Here is a 21,784-nt window from a genome sequence, read left to right on the forward strand (position 1 = left end):
CGAACCCCGGTTCTTAACCGGGCGCGGGTCAGCAGTACTCCTTCACGTCGCGTGCCGTGATGCGGTCGCCGGAGAGGATGATCAGACGCTCGATGACGTTGCGCAGTTCGCGGATGTTGCCGCTCCACGGCATCCGTTGCAGCTCGGCCAGCGCGTCGGCGTCGATGGGTTTGGGGGCGGAGCCGTATTCCGAGGCGATCGTGCGGATGAAATGCTCGACCAGCGCAGGAATGTCCCCGGCATGCTCGCGCAGCGGCGGAACCCGCACCACGATCACCGCCAGACGGTGGTAGAGGTCTTCGCGGAAATTCCCTTTCTGAATCTCCTCGCGCAGGTTCTTGTTCGTGGCGGCCACCACGCGCACGTTGACCTCGATGTCCCGGTCGCTTCCCACGCGGCTGATGCGGCTCTCCTGCAGGGCGCGCAGCACCTTGGCCTGCGCCGCGAGCGACATGTCGCCGATCTCGTCCATGAAGAGCGTGCCTCCGTCGGCCTGCTCGAACTTGCCCTTGCGCTGCTTGACGGCCGAGGTGAAGGCCCCGCGCTCGTGGCCGAACAGTTCGCTCTCGATCAGTTCGGAGGGGATGGCCGCGCAGTTGACCTCGACGAACGGGGCCGCCGCGCGGACGCTCTTGGCGTGCAGCCAGCGGGCCACAAGCTCCTTTCCCGTGCCGTTTTCGCCCGTGATCAGCACCCGGGCCTCGCACGGGGCCACCTTGTCGATCAGCTGGCGGACGTGTTCGATCTCGGGCGAGACGCCGATGATCCGCTCGGCCTGGGCGGAGTGCGCCCGGCGGCGGCGCACGGGCGGGGCGGCCGGGGGCGCCTGCGCGGGCGCGGGATTGTCGATGGTGCGGTGCAGCGATTGCAGCAGCCGGTTCATGTCGATGGGTTTTGTGAGGAAATCCTGCGCTCCGTTGCGCACGGCCTTGACCGCCGTGTCGATCGACGTGTCGGCCGAGAGGGCTATGAACGGGATGCCTGCATCCGGAACCTTGCACTCCGTGTCGGACAGAATCACGTCGAACGGAATCCTCTCGCACAATGCCGAGGCCGCAGCCTCGTTCTCGACGGCTTCGGCCGAGAACCCTTCATACTCCAACCGCTCGCGCAGAATGTTTCGCACGCTTTTTGATTGGTCCAGAATTAAAACCTTTGTCATAGCTTTGTTTTTCCGAAATTTTACCTACTTTTGTCCCAAAGTTATGATTTTCCGCCGTGTAAAACGAATCCCGGAGGTCTCGCTCCGGGGTGCGGAGAGTGAGAAAAACGATCTTTAAACGGTCTATCGCAAAGGTCCGGCCGGAGGCTCCGGCGGACGAATCGCACTAATGTGCCGGACCGCAAATACAATATGAAAAAGAATTACAATTACACACGACGCAAGTTGTACCTGCCCGAGTACGGGCGCCATATCCAGGAGATGATCGACTCGCTGCTGGAGATCGAGGACCGCCGCGAGCGCAACCGGCAGGCGCGGGCCGTGATTGCCGTGATGGGCAATCTGAACCCCCTGCTGCGCGACACGGCCGATTTCACCCACAAACTCTGGGACCACCTTTTCATCATGTCTGATTTCCAGCTCGATGTGGACTCTCCCTACCCGCAGCCCTCGCGTCAGGAGCTGACCGCATCGCCCCGCCGGATGACCTATTCCCAGGGGCGGATCACCTATAAGCACTACGGCAAATACGTCGAGCGTATGATCCGCGGCCTGGCCGACGAGCGCAACCCGCGGACGGTCTCGCGCACGGTGGACAATCTGGCCCGCTACATGCGCACGAAGAGCTACGAATACAACCAGGAGCACCCCAACAACGAAGTGATCGTAAAAGACATCAAGCGCATGTCCGGGGGAGCGATCCAAATCGACGAAGTTGCCTTGAACAATCTCCGAAGCGACTATAAACAGCCCTTTTCGTCGCGTCCCCAAAAGGGGGCGCAGCAGCACCGGCAGCCCCACCAGCAGCAGCGGCAGCAGAAAAACCGCAGCCAGCAGCCCTACCGCAATTTCACGAAAAACAACGGGCCGCACCGCAATTCGTCGAAATAAAGGGCGCCTATTTGCGGAAAATTTATATCTTTGTTCTCCATTAACCGCGAAAAAGATCGTAAATGAACAAGCAAACGCTTTTCGTAACGCTCACGACGGCCGCCCTGATGTGTGGCTGCCAGTCGTCGAAAGTGAAGATTTCAGGCCGCTTCGTCGGCGGCGACGCGAAAAATATCTATCTGGAGCAGGTTCTTCCGCTGACGCAGTCGGTCGTGGATTCGGCGGCGCTGGCCCCCGACGGCAGCTACCGCATGGAACTCACGGGCGTGGCGAAGACCCCGTCCTTATACAATGTGATCTACGACGGCGAGCGCATTCCGCTGCTTCTGGCCGGCGGCGACAGGCTGACGCTCGGTTCCGTGGGCAGCGTCATCCGCAACTATACGGTGGAGGGTTCCTCCGAGTCGGAGCTGCTGCGGCAGTTCTACCAGGCCTTCGTCACGGGGGCGCAGCAGCTGGAGAACATGGGCACGGAATTCGCGCGCAAACTCACGGACGAGGAGCGCAAGTCGCTGATCAAGGAGTATACGGCCGAATACTACCGCATCCGCCGCGAGCAGCTGCGGTTCATCATCGAACACAAGGCGTCGCTGGCGGCGGTCTACGCCCTCTACCAGCGGCTTCCGGGCGACACGTACCTGTTCAACGGCGACAGCGACGTGGTCTACTACCGCACGGTTGCCGAGGCGTTGCAGGAGAGCTACCCCGAATCGCCCTACCTGCAATCGTTGCAGGCCGAGATCGCCCGCATGGACGCCCGCATCAGCCTCACGTCGCAGATCACCGAGGCGCGCCATCCGGACCTCGAACTGACGGACATCTACGGCAAGAAGATCCGTCTCTCGTCGCTGGCCGGAAAGGTCGTGCTGCTGGATTTCTGGTCGGCGGAACTGGGGTCGAGCAATGCGCTGAACGCCGATCTGAAGGAACTCTATCGGAAATATGCCGACGCACCCGTCGGGTTCGAGGTCTACCAGGTGGCCGTCGATACGTCGAAACCGCTGTGGATCACCGCCGTGCAGGAGCAGCAGCTGCCGTGGATCTCGGTCAGCGACCTGCGCGGGCGTTCGTCCGTGGCCCTCGGGCTTTACAACGTGCAGCGGCTCCCGGCCAACTTCCTGATCGACAAGGAGGGGACGATCGTGGCCAAGAACATCTACGGCAAGAGCCTCGAAGCGAAACTGGACGAGCTGACAAAATAGAATCATGTATTATTTCGCATCCGACATCCACCTGGGAGCCGGCGATGCCGCGACGGCACGGGCGGTCGAAAGACGCTTCGTGGCGTGGCTCGACGACGCGGCCCGGGATGCGGAGGCGATCTTTCTGGTCGGGGACATCTTCGATTTCTGGTTCGAATACCGCCGTGTGGTCCCCAAGGGCTTCGTGCGGACGCTGGGCAAGCTGGCCGAACTGACCGACCGGGGCGTGCGGGTGGTCTTCTTCACGGGCAACCACGACATGTGGGTCGGCGACTATCTGGCGCGCGAGTGCGGGCTGGAGATCCACACCTCGCCCGAGGTGATGACCCTCTCGGGCAAAAAGGTCTTCATCGCCCACGGCGACAACATGAAGATCGACGGGCAGCCGATGCTCAAGTTTCTGAACCGCATTTTCCGTTCGCGGACGTTGAGGTGGCTCTTTTCGTGGGGCGTGCATCCCGACTGGGCGCTGCGCTTCGGCCATTGGTGGAGCGGCAGGTCGCGCAAGGGGCACGGCGAGGAGGCGGCCCGCGGGGCGTCGCTGACCGAACCCTACACGGGGTCTTCCGAGCCGCACACCGAGCCGCTGGTCGAGTATGCCCGCGAGTATTCCCGGACGCATGCGGTCGATCTCTTCGTTTTCGGACACATGCACTTCCCGCGCGACTGCCGCGAAGGGCGGCTGCACGTGGTGAACCTCGGCTGCTGGGCCGAAAATCCCTCCTACGCCGTGCTGGACGCGGCGGGGGAGCTGACGCTGAAAATGCCGGGCAAGACCTCGGTTTAGCGATAAAACGATTAAATGACGATTCTGTGAAACAATACCTCGATCTGTTGCGCCGGATCAAGACGGAAGGCGTCGTGCGGGGCGACCGCACGGGAACCGGGACCAAGGGGGTCTTCGGCCACCAGATGCGTTTCGACCTGTCGGAGGGCTTTCCGCTGCTGACGACCAAAAAGGTGTTCCTCAAGGGGGTGATCCACGAACTGCTGTGGTTCCTGCGGGGCGACACCAACATCAAGTATCTGGTGGACAACGGCGTCCATATCTGGGACAACGACGCCTACCGCCATTACAACGAACTGTGCGTGCGCCACGGGGTGCTGCCCGTCGGCCGGGAGACGTTCCTCGCCTCGGCGGGCGTCGAGTCGCCGATCGAAGGCTACCGCTTCGGCGACCTGAACCATGTCTACGGCTACCAGTGGCGTTCGTGGCCCCGGCCCGACGGGGGCGTCGTCGACCAGATCGCGCAGGCCGCCGGGCTGATCCGCACCAATCCCGAATCGCGGCGCATCGTGGTCTCGGCGTGGAACGTCGCCGAGATCGACGCGATGGCCCTGCCGCCGTGCCATGTGCTGTTCCAGTTCTACGTGGCCGGGGGGCGTCTCTCGTGCCAGCTGTACCAGCGCAGCGCCGACACGTTCCTCGGCGTGCCGTTCAACATCGCCTCCTACGCCCTGCTGACCTGCATGATGGCGCAGGTGTGCGGCTTGCAGCCCGGCGAGTTCATCCATACGCTGGGCGACACGCACCTCTACCTGAACCATCTGGAGCAGGTCGACGAGCAGCTTTCGCGCGAGCCGCGTCCGCTGCCGAAACTGCGGCTGAACCCCGCCGTGAAGTCGGTCTTCGACTTCCGTTACGAAGATTTCACGCTCGAAGGCTACGACCCGTGGCCCGCGATCAAGGCCCCGATGTCGTTTTAAACCCGCAGCAGATGAATATCCTGATTCCGACCGTTTCGCCCGAAAGCGTCGAGGCCCTTGTTTTCGATCTGGGAGGCGTCCTGCTCGACGTGCAGCTGCAACGCACGCTCCGGGCTTTCGAGGCGCTGGACATCCGCGGACTGGGAGCCGCCGAGGTCATCGACGGGAACAGGGCGTGTTTCCGCGACCTCGAACTGGGACTTATCACGCAGGAGGAGTTCGCGGAGGCTGTGCGGCGGACGTTTCCCGCCGTCGCCGCCATCCCCGACGAGCAGCTGCTGGAGGCGTGGAACGCCATGCTGATGCCGTTCGACGTGCAGCGCGTGGAGTTGCTCCGGGAACTGGGGAAGCGTTGCCCGGTCTACCTGTTGAGCAACACCAACCTGCCCCACCGCATCCGCTTCCGGGAGTCGTTCCGCGAGCGTTTCGGCGGGAGCTTCGACGAACTGTTCGTGCGGTGTTTCTACTCCGACGAACTGCATCTGCGCAAACCCGACCCGGAAATTTACCGGAGCGTCGCCCGGCAGATCGGGACCCCGCCCGGAAAACTGCTCTTCATCGACGACAACGCCGCCAACGTCTCCGCGGCCCGCGGCGAGGGATGGCAGGCCTGTCACCTGACGGGCGGAATAACCGTAACAGACCTTTTCGAATTATGATAAGTTTGATCGTAGCCGTCGCCGAAAACGGCGTTATCGGCGACAGGAACGCCCTGCTGTGGCACATTTCCGAGGACCTCCGGCATTTCAAGGCCGTGACGACGGGCCATCCGGTCGTCATGGGCCGCAAAACCTGGGAGTCGCTCGGGCGTCCGCTTCCCAACCGGACGAACGTCGTCATCACGCGTCAGAATATCGAGATTCCCGGCTGCACGGTGGCCCATTCGCTCGAAGAGGCCGTCGCGCTGTTTCCCGCGGACGAGGAGGTGTTCGTCATCGGCGGGGCGCAGATCTACGCCGCGGCGCTGCCGCTGGCCCGGAAGTTCTACCTCACACGGGTCTTCCGCGCCTACGAGGGCGACACGCGTTTCCCGGCGTGGGACGAGCGCGAATGGCGGCTGGTGTCGTCGGAGTCGTTCTCCGGCGGGAAAGATTACCCCTGGCCGTTTGCCTTCGAGCTTTACGAACGGCGCTAAATTACGCATTTATACCACCGCCCTTCCGCCCCGGATTCCCTACCTTTGCAGTGCAAAGGTTTTTTTTGTATATTAGGTATGGGGAAGTATTTCGATATGCTCATGGAGGATGTGCGGATGAAGGAGGGTCTTCACTCGTGCATGAACTGCGGGGTCTGTACGGGCGTCTGCCCGGCGGCCGAGTTCTATAACTACGACCCCCGTCAGATCGTCTCCATCGTGCAGACGCGCGACGACGAGGCCATCGAGCGGCTTTTGAAGAGCGACACCATCTGGTACTGCGGCGAGTGCATGTCGTGCCGTCCGCGCTGTCCGCGGGGCAATACGCCGGGCTATGTGATCCAGGCGCTGCGCACGCTGTCGCAGAAACTGGGCTTCTTCGTCGAGAGCGAGAAGGGCCGCCAGCAGCTGGCCCTGAAACGCATCATCGGCGAGAACATCCTCCGCACGGGCTACTGCATCGTCCCGCGGCTGGTGAAACCCGACCTGCATCCCGAGCAGGGGACCGTCTGGAAATGGATCTACGACAACGACCGGGAGATTTACGGCCAGTTCACGCCCGTCTACATGCGCCACGGCGCCGGGGCCTTGCGCCGTCTGGACGAGGAGTCGCTCGCCGAGATCAACGAGATATTCAAGGTCAGCGGCGGCAGCGAGATGTTCGACACCATCGAGCGGCATTCCGACCGCAAGGCCCGCGAAATGGGCTACGAGGAGGGCGCCGACCAGCAGTACATGATGGATGTCTTCCTTTCGAACAGCAACGAACATTATTGACGATGACGATGAAGCGAAAGAGTTGGCAGGACTACCAGAAGGAGATCGCCGACGACCACTATTATTACGCGCGCAGCTGCATCCGGCAGAATTTCTTCCCGGGCAGCGAGAAGCTGTTTATCGACATGCTGCGCAACGACCTGGGCAAGGACCTCTCGGACGACCCCAAGCACTCGTCGTGCACGGGGATCGGCTACCATTCGGACATCGTGCCGCTGGAGACGATTATGACCGTCGTGGCGCGGCAGTTCGCGCTGATGGGCGAGGCGGGGTATGAGAACCTCGTGACTTCGTGCATCACCTCGTTCGGCGTTTACACGGAGATTCTGGCCACGTGGCACGAGTTCCCCGAGACGGAGGAGAAGACGCGCGAGAATCTCTGGAAGGCGACCCGGCGCGAGTTCAAGAAGCCCGCGAGCCTGGCCCACACGTCGGATGTCGTGTTCCATTTCCGCGAAGAGATCGCCGCGCGGGCCAAAAAACGGCTCGTCAACGCCGCGACGGGCGAACCGCTGAAGGTCGTCGAGCACATCGGCTGCCACTACGCCAAGATATTTCCGAAATCCGGGATCGGAGGATCGGAGTTCCCCTATGTGCTGGCCGGCATGGTCGAGTCGTGGGGTGGCGAGTGCGTCGACTATCCCGAACGCCGCCATTGCTGCGGATTCGGGTTCCGCAACTACCTCGTGCAGGCCAACCGCGGCTATTCGATCGCCAACTCGCACAAGAAACTGGAGAGCATGGCGCCCTACAAGCCCGATTTCATCGTGGCCAACTGTCCGGGCTGCGCGATGTTCCTCGACAAGTGGCAGTACGCCATCGCCGAGATGGAGGGCACGACCTACGGCCAGAACGGCCACGGAATCCCGGTGCTGACCTACGAGGAGATGGCCGGGCTGGTGCTGGGCTACGACCCCTGGGAGCTGGGCATGCAGATGCACCAGGTCGACGTGGAACCCCTGCTGGACAAGATGGGCGTCGAGTACGATCCCGCGGCCAAGTATCTGGGCCGCAACGGGAAATATATCGGAAAACCCGAGTCGGCGGTGGTCAACTGCTGCCCGACGGATACGATTTACGACATCAGAGAATAATGAAAAAACGAGTTATCATTATAGGCGGCGGCGTTGCGGGCATGCAGACGGCCCTGCGTCTGGCGGAACAGGGCGTCAGCCCGGTCATCATCGAGAAAGAGGCCGAACTGGGCGGCAAGCTCCGGGGCTGGCACGTGCTGTTTCCGTCGTTCACCCCGGCGCAGGAGGTGCTGACCGAGTTGCGCCGCAGGGTCAACGAGAGCGGCATCGAGGTGATGACCTCCACGGAGGTCGCGGGCTTCACGAAGGAGAGCGTCACGCTCGCCGACGGGCGGACGCTGCCGTGCGATTCGGTGGTCGTGGCCAGCGGCTTCACGCTCTTCGACGCCTCGATCAAGGAGGAGTACGGCTACGGCATCTACGACAACGTCTTCACGACGGCCGACATCGAGCGCATGTTGAACGAGGGGCGCGTGGCCAAGGCCGACGGATCGCGCCCCAGGCGCATCGCCTTCCTGCACTGCGTGGGTTCGCGCGACGAGAAGGTCTGCCAGCAGCACTGCTCGAAGGTGTGCTGCATCACGGGCGTCAAGCAGGCCATGGAGATGAAACAGCTCTTCCCCGAGGCCGACGTTTTCAATTTTTACATGGACATCCGCATGTTCGGTCCCGGTTACGAGGAGATGTACCGCGAGGCGCAGCAGAGATACAACATCCACTTCCTGCGCGGACGCATTTCGGAGGCCAGCCCGACGATCGACGGACGGGTGCAGATCAAGGCCGAGGACACGCTGACGGGCCGCCCCCTGCGCATGAGCGTCGACATGCTGGTGCTGATCGTGGGCATGCGGGCCAACGACGACAACGAAGCGTTTGCCGCAGGCGCCGGGCTGAACCGCGCTCCGAGCGGCTTTCTGGCTCCGCGCGACATGTTTCTCGGCAATGTGAAGAGCAATGTCGACGGCATTTTCTACGCCGGGACCATTACGGCGCCCAAGAACATCGGCGAGTCGTTGAACGAGGGCATCGCCGCAGCCGACGCCGCGGCCAAATACGTGGAGGCATAGCAATGGCGGCGATCAATTTCGGATACACCATTTCGAAGCCCCGGGCCATCGACATCGACCGCAACAACCTGCGCAAGAGCGACGAGATCCTGCGCGAGATGCCCGAGTTGCAGACCTGCATCGGCTGCGGGGCCTGCACGGCGGTCTGCACGGCGGGCAACCTCACGGAGTTCAATTTCCGCAAGGTCCACACGCTGGTGCGCCGCGGCGAATACCAGGGGGCCTACGAGGAGATGAACAAGTGCATGCTGTGCGGCAAATGCCGGCTGGTGTGCCCGCGCGGCATCAATACGCGCGGCGTGGTGATGCTTATCAAACGTAAACTGGGGGATTTCTGACGATGACTTTCTACGCGCCATTCTGTCTGCCGTTCATCATCGGCGCTGCGGTGATGTTCGCCGTCCTGGCCTGGAAGTGGGGGACGTGGCTCTACCGCCTGCCCCGCGCCGACAAGAAACGGATTCTGTTCGGACTGCCGACGCGCCGCACCTTCGGGGCGGCGTGGGAGGTGGTGAGCGAGTCGCTGCTCCACCGCCGCATCTTCCGGGTCAACCCCCTGCTGGGGTACATGCACATGTCGCTGGCTTTCGGCTGGTTCCTGCTGATCGCCGTGGGGTGGGCCGAGACGATCGCCTATCTGGGCTTCCGCTACGTGCCGTTGCAGGGACACGTCTTTTTCAAGTATTTCGCCACGGGGCTGGAGCATAAGCCGTTCTTCGATTTCACGATGGACCTCCTGCTGCTGTTCGTCCTCTCGGGCGTGGCGCTGGCCTGGGGCAAGCGTCTCTATTCCCGGGCGATGGGCATGCGGCGCACGACGAAGCACGTCCCGGGCGACCGGGTGGCCTTGTCGGCGCTGTGGTTCGTGTTCCCGGCGCGTCTGGTGGCCGAAAGCGCCACGTGCGCGCTTTACGGCGGCGGGGGATTCCTCACCGGGAGCCTCGGGGAGTGGATGTCCGGGCATATCGGCGTGATGCCGCTGATGAATCTCGAAACCGCGGCGTGGTGGTTCTATTCCTCGTGCCTCGGCGTGTTCTTCGTGGCGCTGCCGTTCTCGCGTTACATGCATATTTTCACGGAGATACCCCTCATCTTCCTGCGCCGTTACAACCTGCGCTCGGGCGAAAAGGAGTCTTCCTACGATAATTTCCAGGTCGAGGCCTGCTCGCGCTGCGGCATCTGCATCGACCCCTGCCAGTTGCAGAGCGTGCTGGGCGTCGACGACGTGCAGTCGGTCTACTTCCTGCGCGACCGCCGTTACAACATGCTGCGCCTCCAGACGGCCGACAACTGCCTGATGTGCGGCCGCTGTGCCGAGAAATGCCCCGTCGGCATTGATCTCAACACGCTCCGCGTCAACTCGCGCGACAAGATGCACAACGTGCCCGACGAACGCCGCTACGGCTATTTCAAGGGTCTCGACCGCTCCGAAGGTGCGGGCAAGGTGGGCTATTTTGCGGGCTGCATGACCCTGCTGACGCCGCGCACGATGTCGGCGATGTCGGCGATCTTCGAGGCCGCGGGCGAGGAGGTCTGGTGGGCCGACCGCGAAGGCGGCGTCTGCTGCGGCCGGCCGCTCAAACTGGCCGGCGAGACCGATTCGGCGCGCAAGATGATGAAATACAATGCCGACCTGTTCCGTAAGCACGGCATCACGACGCTCGTCACGTCGTGCCCGATCTGCCTCAAGGTCTTCCGCGAGGATTACGACCTGCCGGGTATCGAGATCCTGCACCATTCGGAATATATCCTGCGGCTGATTCGTGCGGGCCGCCTTTCGCTGGAGCATGGCGCGATGCGCTTCACCTACCACGACCCCTGCGAACTGGGGCGCGGCAGCGGCATCTACGACGAGCCGCGTGCGGTGATCGAAGCCGTGGGCGAATTGCTCGAACCCGCCTCGACGCGCGAGAACGCCCTCTGCTGCGGCTCTTCGGTGGCCAATACGGCCATCTCCGACGGCCAGCAGGTGCAGATCGCCCGGTCGGTCGCCGCGCAGCTCGACGCCACGGGGGCCGAGGTGATCGTCACCGCCTGCCCGCTCTGCAAAAAGGCCATCGGCCGCGGCACGAAGAGCGAGGTGCGCGATCTGGCGGAGATCGTGGTTGCAGCTATAAAATGATTCGATCCTCTAACCGGTTGACAAACAGCGTGCAGGGTGTGTGAAGGAGTTTTTTCGCTGAAATTAATTTGCCGGAATGGAAAATTTGTCTTATCTTTGCACACGCAAAAGCGATAGATCATCGGTCTAAAGATATATCGCGGGATGGAGCAGTTGGCAGCTCGTCGGGCTCATAACCCGAAGGTCGGAGGTTCGAGTCCTCCTCCCGCTACCAAAGCGGACAATTCTACGGAGTTGTCCGTTTTTTTTGTTTGCCGGAATGAATGGTCGGGCAAACGGCGCGCTATTTGCAGCAGGAGTCGATACCATAAAATTTCCAAAGCCATGAAAGAGAACAAAGACACCGCCTGCGAACCTTGCGAGCAGAATTTCGAGCGTAACATCAATCGTTTGGTTAAAGAGGGCAAGGCTCCGACGCCCAAAGCCCGTCAGCAGAAAGAGCATGAAGTGAAATCGGCTTTCGCCGAAACCGGGAAGGAGCGTAAATAGTCCGTTTCCCGCGCCGCAAAGGCAAGGGGCGGGTCCGGGCGGACCTGCCCTTCGTCGTTTATTCGGCCCTGCCTGCCGGACGCCTGTTCCTGCCGGGCATTCCCCGCAGGTCGTCGCCCAGGTCCTCGCGCGCTGCATCGGCAATCCGCATCAGCTCCTCGACCACTTCGGGATGCTGGTTCTGAACGTCGTAGCGTTCGCCGGGGTCGCGGCGCATGTCGTAGAGCGCCAGCGGGAATTCGTGCCCTTCGGCCACCTTGCCCGGGCGTCCGCCGTTGCCGGGCGGGAATGCTTCGTAACTGCGGCCCGGATGGGCGAACACGAGTTTGTAGCGTCCGTCGCGCACGGCTTCCAGGCTGTTTTTTCGGTAGTAGAACAGGAACGACGTGCGCGGCGTGGCGTCCGGCACGCCCTCGAACAGGCTGCGGATGCTTACGCCGTCGATTTGCTTCGCCGGGAGCGGCGTGCCCGCGATCTCCGCGAAGGTCGGCAGCAGGTCGATGGACGAGGCCAGCTGGTTGCAGATCGTTCCGGCGGGTGTCGTCCCCGGCCACCACACGATGCACGGCACGCGCTGCCCGCCTTCGAAGGTGGTTCCCTTGCCTTCGCGAAGACCGCCCGTCGAGCCGGCGTGGTCGCCGTAGTTGATCCACGGCCCGTTGTCCGAAGTGAGCACGACGATCGTATTGGAGGCCGCGCCGCTCTTTTCCAGCGCCTTGAGCACTTCGCCCACGCTCCAGTCGATCTCCATCATCACGTCGCCGTACAGTCCCTGCTCGCTTTTGCCCTTGAACTTGTCCGAGACGAAGAGCGGCACGTGCGGCATGGAGTGGGCCAGGTAGAGGAAGAACGGGCCTTCGGACCTGCGTGTGATGAAGTCGACGGCATGTTCCGTGTACCGGGTGGTGAGCTGCGCCTGGTCTGCGGCCGAGACCGACGGGTTGACGACCTTGCGCCCTTCGTACAGCGGCAGCGGCGGATAGGACGACGTCTGCGGATGGTGGGGCCACATGTCGTTGGAGTAGGGCAGCCCGAAGTATTCGTCGAAACCGTGGTCGAGGGGCATAAGCCCCGGGCGGCATCCCACGTGCCATTTGCCGACGATGGCGGTTGCGTAGCCGGCTTTCTTCAGGTTTTCGGCCATGGTCTCCTCGTCGGGGTTGAGTCCTGTTTTCGATTTCGGACCGAGCGCCCCGGCGAATCCGATGCGGTTGGGGTAGCATCCCGTCAGAAGCCCGGCGCGCGAAGCGCTGCTGACAGCCTGGGCGCTGTAATAATTGGTGAAGCGCATGCCTTCGGCGCAGAGCCGGTCGATGTTGGGTGTCCGGTATCCGGTGGCCCCCGTTGCGGTCAGGTCGCCGTAGCCCATGTCGTCGAGGTGGATGAGCACGATGTTCGGCGGCTGTTGTCCGGGGCGTTTCGGGTGTGCGTCGGCGTGCTGTGCCGCAGGAATTCCGGCGAAGGTCAGCAGCGCCATGCCGGCGGCCGGCCTGAATCTCGATGGGTTCATTCGGGTAGGGTGGGTCCTTGTCCGGGGATGCCGTTTCGTGAGGCCGGGACCCGTTTGTCTTCACGAGACGGACATGACATTTCACAAAATTAATCTTTTTTCCGGAAAATGATTATCTTTACGCGGTTTAATGAGCGGTGATTTATGGTTAAAAAGAATATTCTGGGGACCATCGGCACGACCCCGATGGTGCGGATCAACCGGCTGTGCCCCAATCCGAACGTGAAAATATTCGCCAAACTCGAAGGCTTCAATCCTACGGGAAGCATCAAGGACCGCATTGCGCTGCGGATGATCGAGGCCGCCGAGCGGGACGGACGGCTGACGCCCGGCAAGACGATCATCGAACCCACATCGGGCAACACGGGCATCGGGCTGGCCATCGTGGGGATCGTCAAGGGCTATCCCGTGGAGATCGTGATGAGCGAAGCGGTGTCGATCGAACGGCGGAAGATCATCCGCTCCTACGGTGCGAAGGTGATTCTGACGCCCGCCGAGGAGGGGACCGACGGGGCGATCCGCCTGGCGCGGAAAAAAGTCGCCGACGCTCCCGGCAGGTATTTCATGCCCGACCAGTTCGCCAACGCCAGCAACTACCTGGCCCACTACCAGTCGACGGCGCTGGAGATCTGGCAGCAGACCGGCGGCAACATCGACTACCTCGTCTGCGCGATCGGGACTTCGGGGACGCTGATGGGTCTTTCGCGTTTCCTCAAGGTGATGAAGCCCGACATCAAGGTCGTCTGCGCACAGCCGATCCGCGGCCACTACATTCAGGGGCTCAAGAACATGGAGGAGGCCATCGTGCCCGACATCTACGATCCGTCGCAGATCGACGTGCAGGAGATGATCGAGAGCGAGGAGGCGATCTCCATGGCCCGGGAAATCATCCGCAGGGAGGCGATCTTCGCCGGCATGTCGAGCGGCGCGGCGATGCTGGCGGCGGTGCGTACGGCGCAGAAGATCGAGCGGGGCAATATCGTCGTGGTTTTCCCCGACCGGGCCGAGAAGTACTTGAGCACGACGATGTTCGACGAGTTCTCGGACTGATCCTCCGTCCGGAATACTGAAAAAGCCTGCGGCCGTTTCGGCCGCAGGCTTTTTTCGGGGAGGGAATCCCTATTTCTGCCTGTCGTAGGCTTCGACGCCGCTGCGGAGGAAATCGACGAATCCCTGCACGTCGAGGTCGTAGCCGCGGGGCGGAACCAACTCCTTCCCGCCGCGCCCCTGCAACACGTAGTAGGGCTGGGCGTTGACCCCGAAGGTCTTCAGCGCGTAGTAGGAGTTGATTTTGCCGAGGCTCTTGAGCACCTTGCCCGCATCGGTGGTCACCCATTCGCTCTCGGGAAGCACTTTCTTGTCGTCGGAGTAGAGCGCCACGATCACGTAGTCGTTGCGCAGGATGTCCAGCACCTGCGGGTCGGACCATACGCGGGCCTCCATTTCGCGGCAGTTGACGCATCCGTGGCCCGTGAAGTCGATGAAGAGCGGCTTGCCGACCTTGGCGGCGTATGCCTCGGCCTCCTTGAGATCGAAGAATCCTTCGAGGTTGTGCGGCAGGTGGAGGAAGTCGCTGTGTTTGGGTTTCTGTCCGTCGACGGTCAGCAGCATGCGCGCCTCGCCGCCTGCCGGGGCCGGTCCGGAGCCGTCCTGTTGTCCGATGACGAAGTCCTGCGTGTGCAGGGGCGGCAGGTAGCCCGAAAGACCTTTGAGCGGGGCGCCCCACATGCCGGGGACGAGGTAGACGACCAGCGAGAAGGTGACGATGGCCAGCGCCAGGCGTCCTACGCCGAGGTAGGGCATGTCGCTGTCGTGGGCGAACTTGATTTTGCCCAGCAGGTAGAGACCCAGCAGCGAGAAGGTCACGATCCACACGGCGAGGTAGATCTCCCGGTCGAGCAGTCCCCAGTGGTAGGTCTGGTCGGCCACCGAGAGGAACTTCATGCCCAGCGCGACTTCGATGAATCCCAGCACGACCTTCACCGAATTGAGCCATCCGCCGCTCTTGGGCAGCTTCTTGAGCATCGAGGGGAAGAAGGCGAAGAGGGTGAACGGCAGCGCGAAGGCGACGGAGAAGGCCAGCATCGTCACGATCGGACTCCAGAACTCTCCGGCGGTGGATTTGATCAGCACCGAGCCGACGATGGGTCCGGTGCACGAGAACGACACCAGCACGAGCGTCAGGGCCATGAAGAAGATGCCGGCAAGGCCTTTGGAGTCGGCTTTGGAGTCGGTTTTATTGACCATCCACGAGGGCATCGTGATCTCGAACGCGCCGAAGAACGATGCGGCGAAGACCATGAACACCAGGAAGAAGAGGATGTTCGGGAGCCAGTGCGTGGCCAGCCAGTTGAAGATGTCGGCCGTCACGGCGTCGCCGCCCACCAGGCGGGTGATCAGGATGATCGCCGCGATGGGCAGCGTGTAGAGGGCCACGATGAAGAACCCGTACATGCCGGCGCGGATGCGGCCCAGCGCGGGGCTTCCGGAGCCTTTCATAAAGAACGAGACGGTCATCGGGACCATCGGGAAGACGCAGGGGGTCAGGAGGGCGGCGAAGCCCCACAGAATGGCTTCGATGATCAGCCCCCACAGCGAGCCGCCGCCTGCGGCGTCCTTCTGTGCGGGAGCGATTTCGGCCGCAGGGACGGTTTCCGGTGCCGCGGCGCTCTCCTTGGCCGGAGTTTCCGCGGGCTGCACGGCGGGCGTCGCACCTGCGGGCAGGGTGATCGTCAGTTCCGTGTCGTCGGGCGGCAGGCAGCTCGTATCGTTGCAGATCATCCATGCGAGTTCCGCTTTGACGGTCGCCTGCGGGGCCGTGAGTTTCACGCTCTGGGCGAACTGCGCCTTTCGGGCGAAGGTTCCGATCTCCATTCCGAACGTTTTGTCGTAGTGGCGTTCGGGACGGGTCAGCTGCTCGACGCCTCCTTCGAGGACGGCGCCTTCGCCCGGGGTGAAGGTGATCGTCGTGGCGTTGGGCCCGCCCTCGTAGGGTCCCATGTCGTACATGTGCCAGGGAGCCGGAATGGATGCTTCCAGCACGATCCGGTAGGTCTGGCCGTCGAGGTGCTGCACCGAGCTTTTCCAGCTGACGCTCTGCGCCGAGACGGTCGTGGCGATCATTGCGGCAAGGACCGGCAGGAGGGTGCGAATCAGTTTGTACATAGTCGTGTCGCTTTTTATATTTCGGACAAATATACGGGTTTTTTACGGATAAATTGCTACATTCGCACGATGATTCGAATCTCGCTCGTCATTCCCACCCACAACCGTGCCGCACAACTCGTTGCGGCGCTCGAATCCGTCGTGCGGCAGGATCTTCCGCGCGACGAGTGGGAGTGCGTGGTGGTGAGCAACAACTCCACGGACGACACCGAGGCGCGTTTCGCGGCCTTTGCCGCGGCGCATCCCGGGTGCGGCCTGCGGCTCGTCGCGGAGGAGGGACCGGGGGTGTCGTACGCCCGCAACCGCGGACTGCGGGAGGCGCAGGCGCCGCTGGTGGCCTTCATCGACGACGACGAACGGGTCAACGAGGGGTTTCTGCGCGCCTATCTCGAATTCTTCGAAACCCGTCCCGGGGCCGTCGTGGCCGGGGGGCGCATCGTCGCCGAATACCCCGCGGGACGTCCGGCGTGGATGTCGAAATACGTCGAAATGCCGATCGCCAATCCGATGGATTTCGGAGAGCGGGTGCGTCCGTTCCCGGCGGGACGCGTTCCCGGGGGCGGCAATATGGCTTTCCGCCGTGCGGGGCTGGCCAGTTACGGGGGGTTCGATCCGACGCTGGGGCGCGTGAACGGCGAGTTGATCGGCGGCGAGGAGAACGACTTTTTCGAACGTCTCCTGCTCGGCGGCGAGACGATCTGGTATGTGCCGGGGGCGGTGATGTGGCACATCATTCCGCCGGCGAAACTCACCGGGGCTTATTTTCGGCGGTTGAGCTACAACGTCGGGGTGAGCCAGCGGCTGCGGGCCGAAATCCACCGCCGGCTGCCGAAGACCTTCGTGCTGGAGATCGCCAAATGGGCGGCGACGCTCGTGCTCTGCTGCACGATGCCGCCCCGCAAATCGCGGTGGCTGCTGCGCATGCGTCTGGAAATCAGCCGGGGGCTGTTTACGAAAATTAAAAATTAGGAGTTGCAGGCTTTGGTCGCATGCGATAAGCCCCTCCCGAGGGAGGGATTTGGGGTGGGGCCGAATTGTAAATACGGCAGAACGCCGTAAGAACGCCGGGCGACAGCGAATTCTCCGGAAGAAAATTGGTTGTGATTCCGGTATGCGCTGCTGTTTTAAATACAAAGGGCTGAACATTTGTTCAGCCCTTTGTATTTAAAACAGGTACTTTTCGTTTTTGACCTTGTTCACCAGCCGGTGGATGTCGGCCCAGGCCTCCTCGCCGAAGGTCGTGCCGACGACTTCGATCACCTTGCCGGCGGTGATGGCGCCGATCGTGCCGCACTGGCGCAGCGAAAGTCCGTCGCAAAGCCCCGCCAGGAATCCGGCGGCGTAGAAATCGCCCGCTCCCGTGGTGTCCACGCGCTTGGCCGCGGCCATGATGCCCACGTGTACGACCTCCTCGCCCTGTTTGATCAGCGCGCCTTTCGTGCCGATCTTCACGACGGCCAGTTCGCACATCTGCGAAATGGCCTGGAGGGCGTTCAGCGGCTCGGCCTCGCAGGTGAAGGTCTTGGCCTCGTCCTCGTTGGCGAAAACGATGTCGACGTGCTCGCTCACCAGCCCGCGCAGGAATTCGAGGTTCTCGGCCACGATGTTGAAGCTGGCCAGGTCGATGGCGACCTTCAGGCCGCACTTCTTGGCCGTACGGGCGGCCTTGAGGATCAGGTCGTGGTTCTGCACCAGATAACCTTCGACGTAGAGGCAGTCGTACCCCTCGAAAATCGACGGCTCGATCTCTCCGGCCGAGAGTTCGAGCGCCGCGCCGAGGTGGGTGACCATCGTGCGCTCGCCGTCGGCGGAGATCAGCGACACGCATTTGCCCGAACGCTCCCTGCCCCGGAAAATGATCGGCTCGATGCCGAGGTTGTCCAGCGCCTGCACGAAGAAGTCGCCCGTGGTGTCGGGGCCCACCTTGCCGATGAACCCGACGCTGCAACCCAGTTGCGCCATGGCGCGGATGGTGTTGCCGGCCGATCCTCCGAGCGAGAGGGAATAGGGGAGTCCGGCCACCGATTTCGAAATTTCGGTCTGGAGCCGGGTGTCCACGAGGCTCATCGAGCCTTTGGCTAATTTGAACCTCCCCAGCACGGAGTCGGTTTTCAGGTTGACCAGCATGTCGGTCAGGGCGTTGCCGATGCCAATTACGCGTTTCATTCGCTTATGTTCGGGTTTTTGTTGAATTCGTTTGCATTGCGGCCGTTCGCGGCGGGCAGGCGGAGCCGTCTAAATCGACAGGATTTTCACCAGTTCCAGCGCTCCGCGGTCGATGCCTTTGTCGTGTTTGATGGCCTTGGCGAAGGGCACGTAGACGATCTTGCCGTTCATCGTGCCGATCATCACGTTGCGCTGTCCGTCGAGGATCGCCTCGATGGCCGCTTCGCCCATGCGCGAGGCGAGGATGCGGTCCACGGCCGTCGGCGAGCCGCCGCGCTGGATATGGCCCAGAATCGTCACCCGCGCGTCGTACTGCGGGAACTCCTTCTTCACACGTTCGGCCAGCGCCGTGGCGCCGCCCGTCTTGGGATTCTCCGCGACGATCACGATCGCCGAGTTCTTGCTCTTGCGGAACCCGTGGTTGATCAGTTCCGCAAGCTGGTCGACCTCGGTCTCCATCTCCGGGATGATCGCCGCCTCGGAACCCGTCGCGATGGCGCTGTTGAGCGCCAGGTAACCCGCCGTGTGGCCCATCACCTCGACGAAAAAGAGGCGTTCGTGGCTCGACGCCGTGTCGCGCAGTTTGTCGACCGACTCCATGATCGTATTCAGCGCCGTGTCGTAGCCGATCGTCGAGTCCGTGCCTCCGAGGTCGTTGTCGATCGTTCCGGGAAGCCCCACGATCGGCACGTTGTATTCCTCGGCGAAAAGTCCCGCGCCGGTCAGCGATCCGTCGCCGCCGATCACCACCAGAGCGTCGATGCCCGCGGCCACCATGTTGTCGTAAGCCGCCTTGCGGCCTTCCACGGTCTTGAACTCCTCGCTGCGGGCGGTTTTCAGAATCGTGCCGCCCAGCTGGATGATGTTGCTCACGCTCTGCGATTTGAATTCAACGATCTCGTTGAATACCAAACCTTTGAATCCGCGCATGATTCCTTTTACGGTAAATCCGTTGTAGATTGCGCTGCGCGTCACCGCGCGGATTGCCGCATTCATGCCCGGCGCGTCGCCGCCCGATGTCAGAATGCCTATGCTCTTGATTCCGGCCATACTCTCATTTGTTAAAAACAAAACCGTTCAAAGGTACGAAAATATTTCAAAAATTTCAAAAATACGGGCGGCCCAAAAAGGATGCCGCCCGTATTTCCGTGAACTTTTTATTTTAACGCGAATGATTTCCGGCTTCGCTTACCGGGACCGGGCGGCGCTGCCGCGGGTCGTTTTTGCGCTGTCGGCGGCGTCGGTTTCCCGGCGGATCGTCACCGAGGCTTCGTCGCCGGTCTCGGAGGCTTTGACCGAGACCTTCCGGCCGTCGGCGTTGACCCGCAGTTCGCCCTGCTTCTTGTCGACGGTGATGTCGATGGATTTCGAGGGCACGGAGATGTGGAGCGTCTTGCGGCCCTCCTCGATCACGCTTTCGTCGTCGTAATCTTCCAGCAGGCGTTCGAGGGTGGTGGTGTCGCCGTCGATGACGATTTCGCTCTGGAACACCTGTTCGAGAACCCTGCGTTTCGTCCGGAACTTGTCGCCCACGTTCTCGCGGATGGCCACGCACGATACGGCGATGATCGAGGCCAGCCACAGCAGGAAGATGGCCAGCACGGTCTTGCCGCCGGGTTTGCGCGAGGCGATCAGGCACATCAGCACGTAGATCAGCAGGATGATGGGGATGAGCGTGGCCAGGATGCCCAGACTCGCGATCCAGATCGACACCGTGTTGCCGAAGACGGCGGGCGTGAAGAAACCCTCTCCGCCGACGATCAGGGCGAACATGCCGATGATCAGGGCGCAGGCCGCCATGATGAGTCCGAAGACGATGAACCCGGCGATGATTTTCAGCAGGATCAGCACCACCTTGCCGAAGACCGATACGACTTCGGCGACGATCGGTTTGGCCTTGGCGTCGGGTTCGGCGCAGGTCGTGGCGGTGGCCGCGGTGACCTCGCCGATGGATTGCGCGGTGATTTTCTCGCCGTTCATTTCGAGTTTCTGCCGCGCCGAACGGGCCGCCGGAACGGCGAACCACATGATGAAATAGCAGATCAGGAAGATGCCGAACAGGTTGCCGAACATCGGGCTGAACCAGTGCAGGAAGGGAATCCACCCGAAGCAGGTGAACAGCAGGGGCAGAAACAGCCCGAGGCGCACCCACACGGGGTCGATGTCGAAATATTTGCCGATTCCGGCGCAGACGCCGCCCAGCTTGGCGTTTTCCGTGTCGCGGTAGAGCCGGCGGGGGATGCGCGGCGTGTCGCAGTGCAGGTCGCGGTCGACGCTCTCCCGGGAGATGTCCTCGGCCGAGCCCATCTGCCGGATGATGTTCAGGATCAGCGGTTTCTCCACGATGCGGGTGTTATCCTGCGCCGAGAGGATCAGTTCCGCGATGCGGGCTTCGATGTCGGCGACGATCTCCGCGCCGTCGGCCGTGTCCTTATAGGTTGTCTTGAGGCTTTCGAGATAGGTTTCGAGGGCCTCGTAAGCGTCGGCGTCCATCGTGAACGCCACGCCCGAGATGCTGCATTTTTTAACCTCTTTCATGGTTGTCGCGTCGTTTCGGAATTCAGAGTTTGCGGATGCTGCCGCCGCTCGACTTTTCCAGCGAAGTCCGGCAGTCGCCCGAGTAGCGGACCGACGAGCCGCTCGATGCGCTGGCGGTGAGTTTTCCGCTGCAATCGATCGAAGCGCTGGCGGCGCTCGACGTGTCGATCGTGGCGTTGACGGCCGAGAATTTTTCGGCGTTGAGTTTCGATGCCGAACTCATGTCGGCCCTGAACGTCCCGGCGGAACCTTCGAGGATGATTTTCGATGCGCTCGATGCGTCGAGCGAACAGCTTTCGGCCTCAATCGAGGCCTCGACCTTCGAGGCGCTCGATGTTTCGATGGTGCAGGAGACGGCTTCCACCGCGGCTTTGATCTTGGCGGCGCTCGAAGCCTCTATGCTGAATTTGCCGGCTTTGAGCGTCGTCTCGCCGATGATCTTCGAGGCGCTCGAAGCGTCGAGCGAGCGGATTTTCCCGTTGGCCGGGACGGTGATCGTGACGTTGCCGTTCTGGATGTTGTTCACCTTTTGATCGAGGGTGGCTTCGAGTTTGCCCTTGACGGCCCGGACCACCACCAGGTCGATCAGGTTGTCGTCGGCTTCGATGCGGATGTCCGACACCTTGTCCGAGATGACGACTTTCACGGCGCGCGAGGCTTCGATGCCGTCGAAATCGGGCGCCGGAACGGTTTTGGCGACGATCTTGCCGCTGCCCTTGATGTTTTTGCCCAGCAGGGGCGCTGCGACGCAGGCGACATAAGCGGTTGCGGAGAGGCAGGCTGCGATCAGGACGGCTATCAGCAGGAGTTTTTTCATGG

At 62.2% G+C, this 21,784-nt stretch carries 21 protein-coding genes and 1 tRNA gene; 15 read left to right on the forward strand and 7 right to left on the reverse strand.

Annotated features, from left to right (window positions below; genetic code table 11):
- Positions 1 to 28: 28 nt before the first annotated feature.
- Positions 29 to 1,162, reverse strand: coding sequence for a sigma-54-dependent transcriptional regulator (locus BHV64_RS03870; RefSeq protein WP_118406898.1), 1,134 nt, complete (start codon positions 1,160 to 1,162; stop codon positions 29 to 31).
- Positions 1,163 to 1,354: 192 nt separating this feature from the next.
- On the opposite strand from BHV64_RS03870, the gene BHV64_RS03875 reads away from it, so the two are divergent.
- From BHV64_RS03875 to BHV64_RS03935, 13 genes are all read left to right on the forward strand, one after another.
- Positions 1,355 to 2,053, forward strand: a complete 699-nt coding sequence (locus BHV64_RS03875; protein WP_138266255.1) for a DUF4290 domain-containing protein — start codon at positions 1,355 to 1,357, stop codon at positions 2,051 to 2,053.
- 62 nt (positions 2,054 to 2,115) lie between these two features.
- A complete protein-coding gene (locus tag BHV64_RS03880; protein ID WP_015547659.1) occupies positions 2,116 to 3,255 on the forward strand; it encodes a TlpA disulfide reductase family protein in 1,140 nt (379 codons plus the stop codon).
- 4 nt (positions 3,256 to 3,259) lie between these two features.
- Complete coding sequence (locus tag BHV64_RS03885; RefSeq protein WP_015547658.1) at positions 3,260 to 4,042, forward strand: UDP-2,3-diacylglucosamine diphosphatase; 783 nt, start codon at positions 3,260 to 3,262, stop codon at positions 4,040 to 4,042.
- Positions 4,043 to 4,068: 26 nt separating this feature from the next.
- Positions 4,069 to 4,962, forward strand: coding sequence for a thymidylate synthase (gene thyA / locus BHV64_RS03890; RefSeq protein ID WP_044054539.1), 894 nt, complete (start codon positions 4,069 to 4,071; stop codon positions 4,960 to 4,962).
- A gap of 11 nt (positions 4,963 to 4,973) precedes the next feature.
- Positions 4,974 to 5,621 carry an HAD family hydrolase gene (locus BHV64_RS03895; protein ID WP_149885808.1) on the forward strand — a complete coding sequence of 216 codons (648 nt, stop codon included), beginning with the start codon at positions 4,974 to 4,976 and terminating at the stop codon, positions 5,619 to 5,621.
- Positions 5,618 to 6,097, forward strand: a complete 480-nt coding sequence (locus BHV64_RS03900) for a dihydrofolate reductase (RefSeq protein ID WP_138266253.1) — start codon at positions 5,618 to 5,620, stop codon at positions 6,095 to 6,097. The genes BHV64_RS03895 and BHV64_RS03900 overlap by 4 nt, the downstream gene beginning before the upstream one ends.
- A 78-nt stretch (positions 6,098 to 6,175) precedes the next feature.
- Positions 6,176 to 6,874, forward strand: coding sequence for a 4Fe-4S dicluster domain-containing protein (locus BHV64_RS03905; RefSeq protein WP_015547656.1), 699 nt, complete (start codon positions 6,176 to 6,178; stop codon positions 6,872 to 6,874).
- Positions 6,875 to 6,876: 2 nt separating this feature from the next.
- Positions 6,877 to 7,968 (forward strand): CoB--CoM heterodisulfide reductase iron-sulfur subunit B family protein, encoded by a 1,092-nt coding sequence (locus BHV64_RS03910; protein WP_044054538.1) that lies wholly within the window; start codon positions 6,877 to 6,879, stop codon positions 7,966 to 7,968.
- Positions 7,968 to 8,975 (forward strand): FAD-dependent oxidoreductase, encoded by a 1,008-nt coding sequence (locus BHV64_RS03915; RefSeq protein ID WP_015547655.1) that lies wholly within the window; start codon positions 7,968 to 7,970, stop codon positions 8,973 to 8,975. Before BHV64_RS03910 ends, BHV64_RS03915 begins: the two co-directional genes overlap by 1 nt.
- A gap of 2 nt (positions 8,976 to 8,977) precedes the next feature.
- Positions 8,978 to 9,313 (forward strand): 4Fe-4S dicluster domain-containing protein, encoded by a 336-nt coding sequence (locus tag BHV64_RS03920; RefSeq protein WP_015547654.1) that lies wholly within the window; start codon positions 8,978 to 8,980, stop codon positions 9,311 to 9,313.
- A 2-nt stretch (positions 9,314 to 9,315) separates the two neighbouring features.
- Complete coding sequence (locus BHV64_RS03925; protein WP_118406899.1) at positions 9,316 to 11,097, forward strand: (Fe-S)-binding protein; 1,782 nt, start codon at positions 9,316 to 9,318, stop codon at positions 11,095 to 11,097.
- A 138-nt stretch (positions 11,098 to 11,235) separates the two neighbouring features.
- Positions 11,236 to 11,311: transfer RNA gene (locus tag BHV64_RS03930), tRNA-Met, on the forward strand.
- Positions 11,312 to 11,421: 110 nt separating this feature from the next.
- A complete protein-coding gene (locus BHV64_RS03935) occupies positions 11,422 to 11,586 on the forward strand; it encodes a hypothetical protein (RefSeq protein ID WP_015548054.1) in 165 nt (54 codons plus the stop codon).
- A gap of 58 nt (positions 11,587 to 11,644) precedes the next feature.
- Here the strand turns inward: BHV64_RS03935 and BHV64_RS03940 are convergent, their stop codons facing one another.
- A complete protein-coding gene (locus tag BHV64_RS03940; protein ID WP_229028868.1) occupies positions 11,645 to 13,096 on the reverse strand; it encodes a sulfatase family protein in 1,452 nt (483 codons plus the stop codon).
- 144 nt (positions 13,097 to 13,240) lie between these two features.
- Here BHV64_RS03940 and BHV64_RS03945 point away from each other — a divergent pair, with 144 nt between their 5' ends.
- On the forward strand, positions 13,241 to 14,146 hold the full coding sequence (locus BHV64_RS03945; protein ID WP_015548052.1) for a PLP-dependent cysteine synthase family protein: 906 nt from the start codon (positions 13,241 to 13,243) through the stop codon (positions 14,144 to 14,146).
- Positions 14,147 to 14,215: 69 nt separating this feature from the next.
- Here the strand turns inward: BHV64_RS03945 and BHV64_RS03950 are convergent, their stop codons facing one another.
- Positions 14,216 to 16,261, reverse strand: coding sequence for a protein-disulfide reductase DsbD family protein (locus BHV64_RS03950; protein WP_022061396.1), 2,046 nt, complete (start codon positions 16,259 to 16,261; stop codon positions 14,216 to 14,218).
- A gap of 69 nt (positions 16,262 to 16,330) precedes the next feature.
- Between BHV64_RS03950 and BHV64_RS03955 the strand changes: the two genes are divergently transcribed.
- Positions 16,331 to 17,230 (forward strand): glycosyltransferase family 2 protein, encoded by a 900-nt coding sequence (locus tag BHV64_RS03955; RefSeq protein ID WP_149887104.1) that lies wholly within the window; start codon positions 16,331 to 16,333, stop codon positions 17,228 to 17,230.
- A 195-nt stretch (positions 17,231 to 17,425) separates the two neighbouring features.
- Here the strand turns inward: BHV64_RS03955 and BHV64_RS03960 are convergent, their stop codons facing one another.
- The 4 genes from BHV64_RS03960 to BHV64_RS03975 form a co-directional block, all read right to left on the reverse strand.
- Positions 17,426 to 18,427: an adenosine kinase gene (locus tag BHV64_RS03960; RefSeq protein ID WP_015548048.1), complete on the reverse strand. Its 1,002-nt coding sequence runs from the start codon at positions 18,425 to 18,427 to the stop codon at positions 17,426 to 17,428.
- 69 nt (positions 18,428 to 18,496) lie between these two features.
- Entirely contained in the window at positions 18,497 to 19,477 is a 981-nt protein-coding gene (pfkA, locus tag BHV64_RS03965; protein WP_015548047.1) for a 6-phosphofructokinase, read from the reverse strand.
- 138 nt (positions 19,478 to 19,615) lie between these two features.
- Positions 19,616 to 20,965, reverse strand: coding sequence for a PspC domain-containing protein (locus tag BHV64_RS03970; RefSeq protein ID WP_217727678.1), 1,350 nt, complete (start codon positions 20,963 to 20,965; stop codon positions 19,616 to 19,618).
- A 22-nt stretch (positions 20,966 to 20,987) separates the two neighbouring features.
- A complete protein-coding gene (locus tag BHV64_RS03975; protein ID WP_217727679.1) occupies positions 20,988 to 21,782 on the reverse strand; it encodes a head GIN domain-containing protein in 795 nt (264 codons plus the stop codon).
- Positions 21,783 to 21,784 lie beyond the last annotated feature (2 nt).

Origin of the sequence: Alistipes sp. 56_sp_Nov_56_25 (assembly GCF_001915285.1) — a bacterium.
Classification (GTDB): Bacteria; Bacteroidota; Bacteroidia; order Bacteroidales; family Rikenellaceae; genus Alistipes; species Alistipes shahii.

Coding starts and splice junctions, on each gene's coding strand:
- BHV64_RS03870 (WP_118406898.1), bottom strand. CDS start 1,162: ATGACAAAGGTTTTAATTCTGGACCAATCAAAAAGCGTGCGAAACATT.
- BHV64_RS03875 (WP_138266255.1), top strand. CDS start 1,355: ATGAAAAAGAATTACAATTACACACGACGCAAGTTGTACCTGCCCGAG.
- BHV64_RS03880 (WP_015547659.1), top strand. CDS start 2,116: ATGAACAAGCAAACGCTTTTCGTAACGCTCACGACGGCCGCCCTGATG.
- BHV64_RS03885 (WP_015547658.1), top strand. CDS start 3,260: ATGTATTATTTCGCATCCGACATCCACCTGGGAGCCGGCGATGCCGCG.
- BHV64_RS03895 (WP_149885808.1), top strand. CDS start 4,974: ATGAATATCCTGATTCCGACCGTTTCGCCCGAAAGCGTCGAGGCCCTT.
- BHV64_RS03900 (WP_138266253.1), top strand. CDS start 5,618: ATGATAAGTTTGATCGTAGCCGTCGCCGAAAACGGCGTTATCGGCGAC.
- BHV64_RS03905 (WP_015547656.1), top strand. CDS start 6,176: ATGGGGAAGTATTTCGATATGCTCATGGAGGATGTGCGGATGAAGGAG.
- BHV64_RS03910 (WP_044054538.1), top strand. CDS start 6,877: ATGACGATGAAGCGAAAGAGTTGGCAGGACTACCAGAAGGAGATCGCC.
- BHV64_RS03915 (WP_015547655.1), top strand. CDS start 7,968: ATGAAAAAACGAGTTATCATTATAGGCGGCGGCGTTGCGGGCATGCAG.
- BHV64_RS03920 (WP_015547654.1), top strand. CDS start 8,978: ATGGCGGCGATCAATTTCGGATACACCATTTCGAAGCCCCGGGCCATC.
- BHV64_RS03925 (WP_118406899.1), top strand. CDS start 9,316: ATGACTTTCTACGCGCCATTCTGTCTGCCGTTCATCATCGGCGCTGCG.
- BHV64_RS03935 (WP_015548054.1), top strand. CDS start 11,422: ATGAAAGAGAACAAAGACACCGCCTGCGAACCTTGCGAGCAGAATTTC.
- BHV64_RS03940 (WP_229028868.1), bottom strand. CDS start 13,096: ATGAACCCATCGAGATTCAGGCCGGCCGCCGGCATGGCGCTGCTGACC.
- BHV64_RS03945 (WP_015548052.1), top strand. CDS start 13,241: ATGGTTAAAAAGAATATTCTGGGGACCATCGGCACGACCCCGATGGTG.
- BHV64_RS03950 (WP_022061396.1), bottom strand. CDS start 16,261: ATGTACAAACTGATTCGCACCCTCCTGCCGGTCCTTGCCGCAATGATC.
- BHV64_RS03955 (WP_149887104.1), top strand. CDS start 16,331: ATGATTCGAATCTCGCTCGTCATTCCCACCCACAACCGTGCCGCACAA.
- BHV64_RS03960 (WP_015548048.1), bottom strand. CDS start 18,427: ATGAAACGCGTAATTGGCATCGGCAACGCCCTGACCGACATGCTGGTC.
- pfkA (WP_015548047.1), bottom strand. CDS start 19,477: ATGGCCGGAATCAAGAGCATAGGCATTCTGACATCGGGCGGCGACGCG.
- BHV64_RS03970 (WP_217727678.1), bottom strand. CDS start 20,965: ATGAAAGAGGTTAAAAAATGCAGCATCTCGGGCGTGGCGTTCACGATG.
- BHV64_RS03975 (WP_217727679.1), bottom strand. CDS start 21,782: ATGAAAAAACTCCTGCTGATAGCCGTCCTGATCGCAGCCTGCCTCTCC.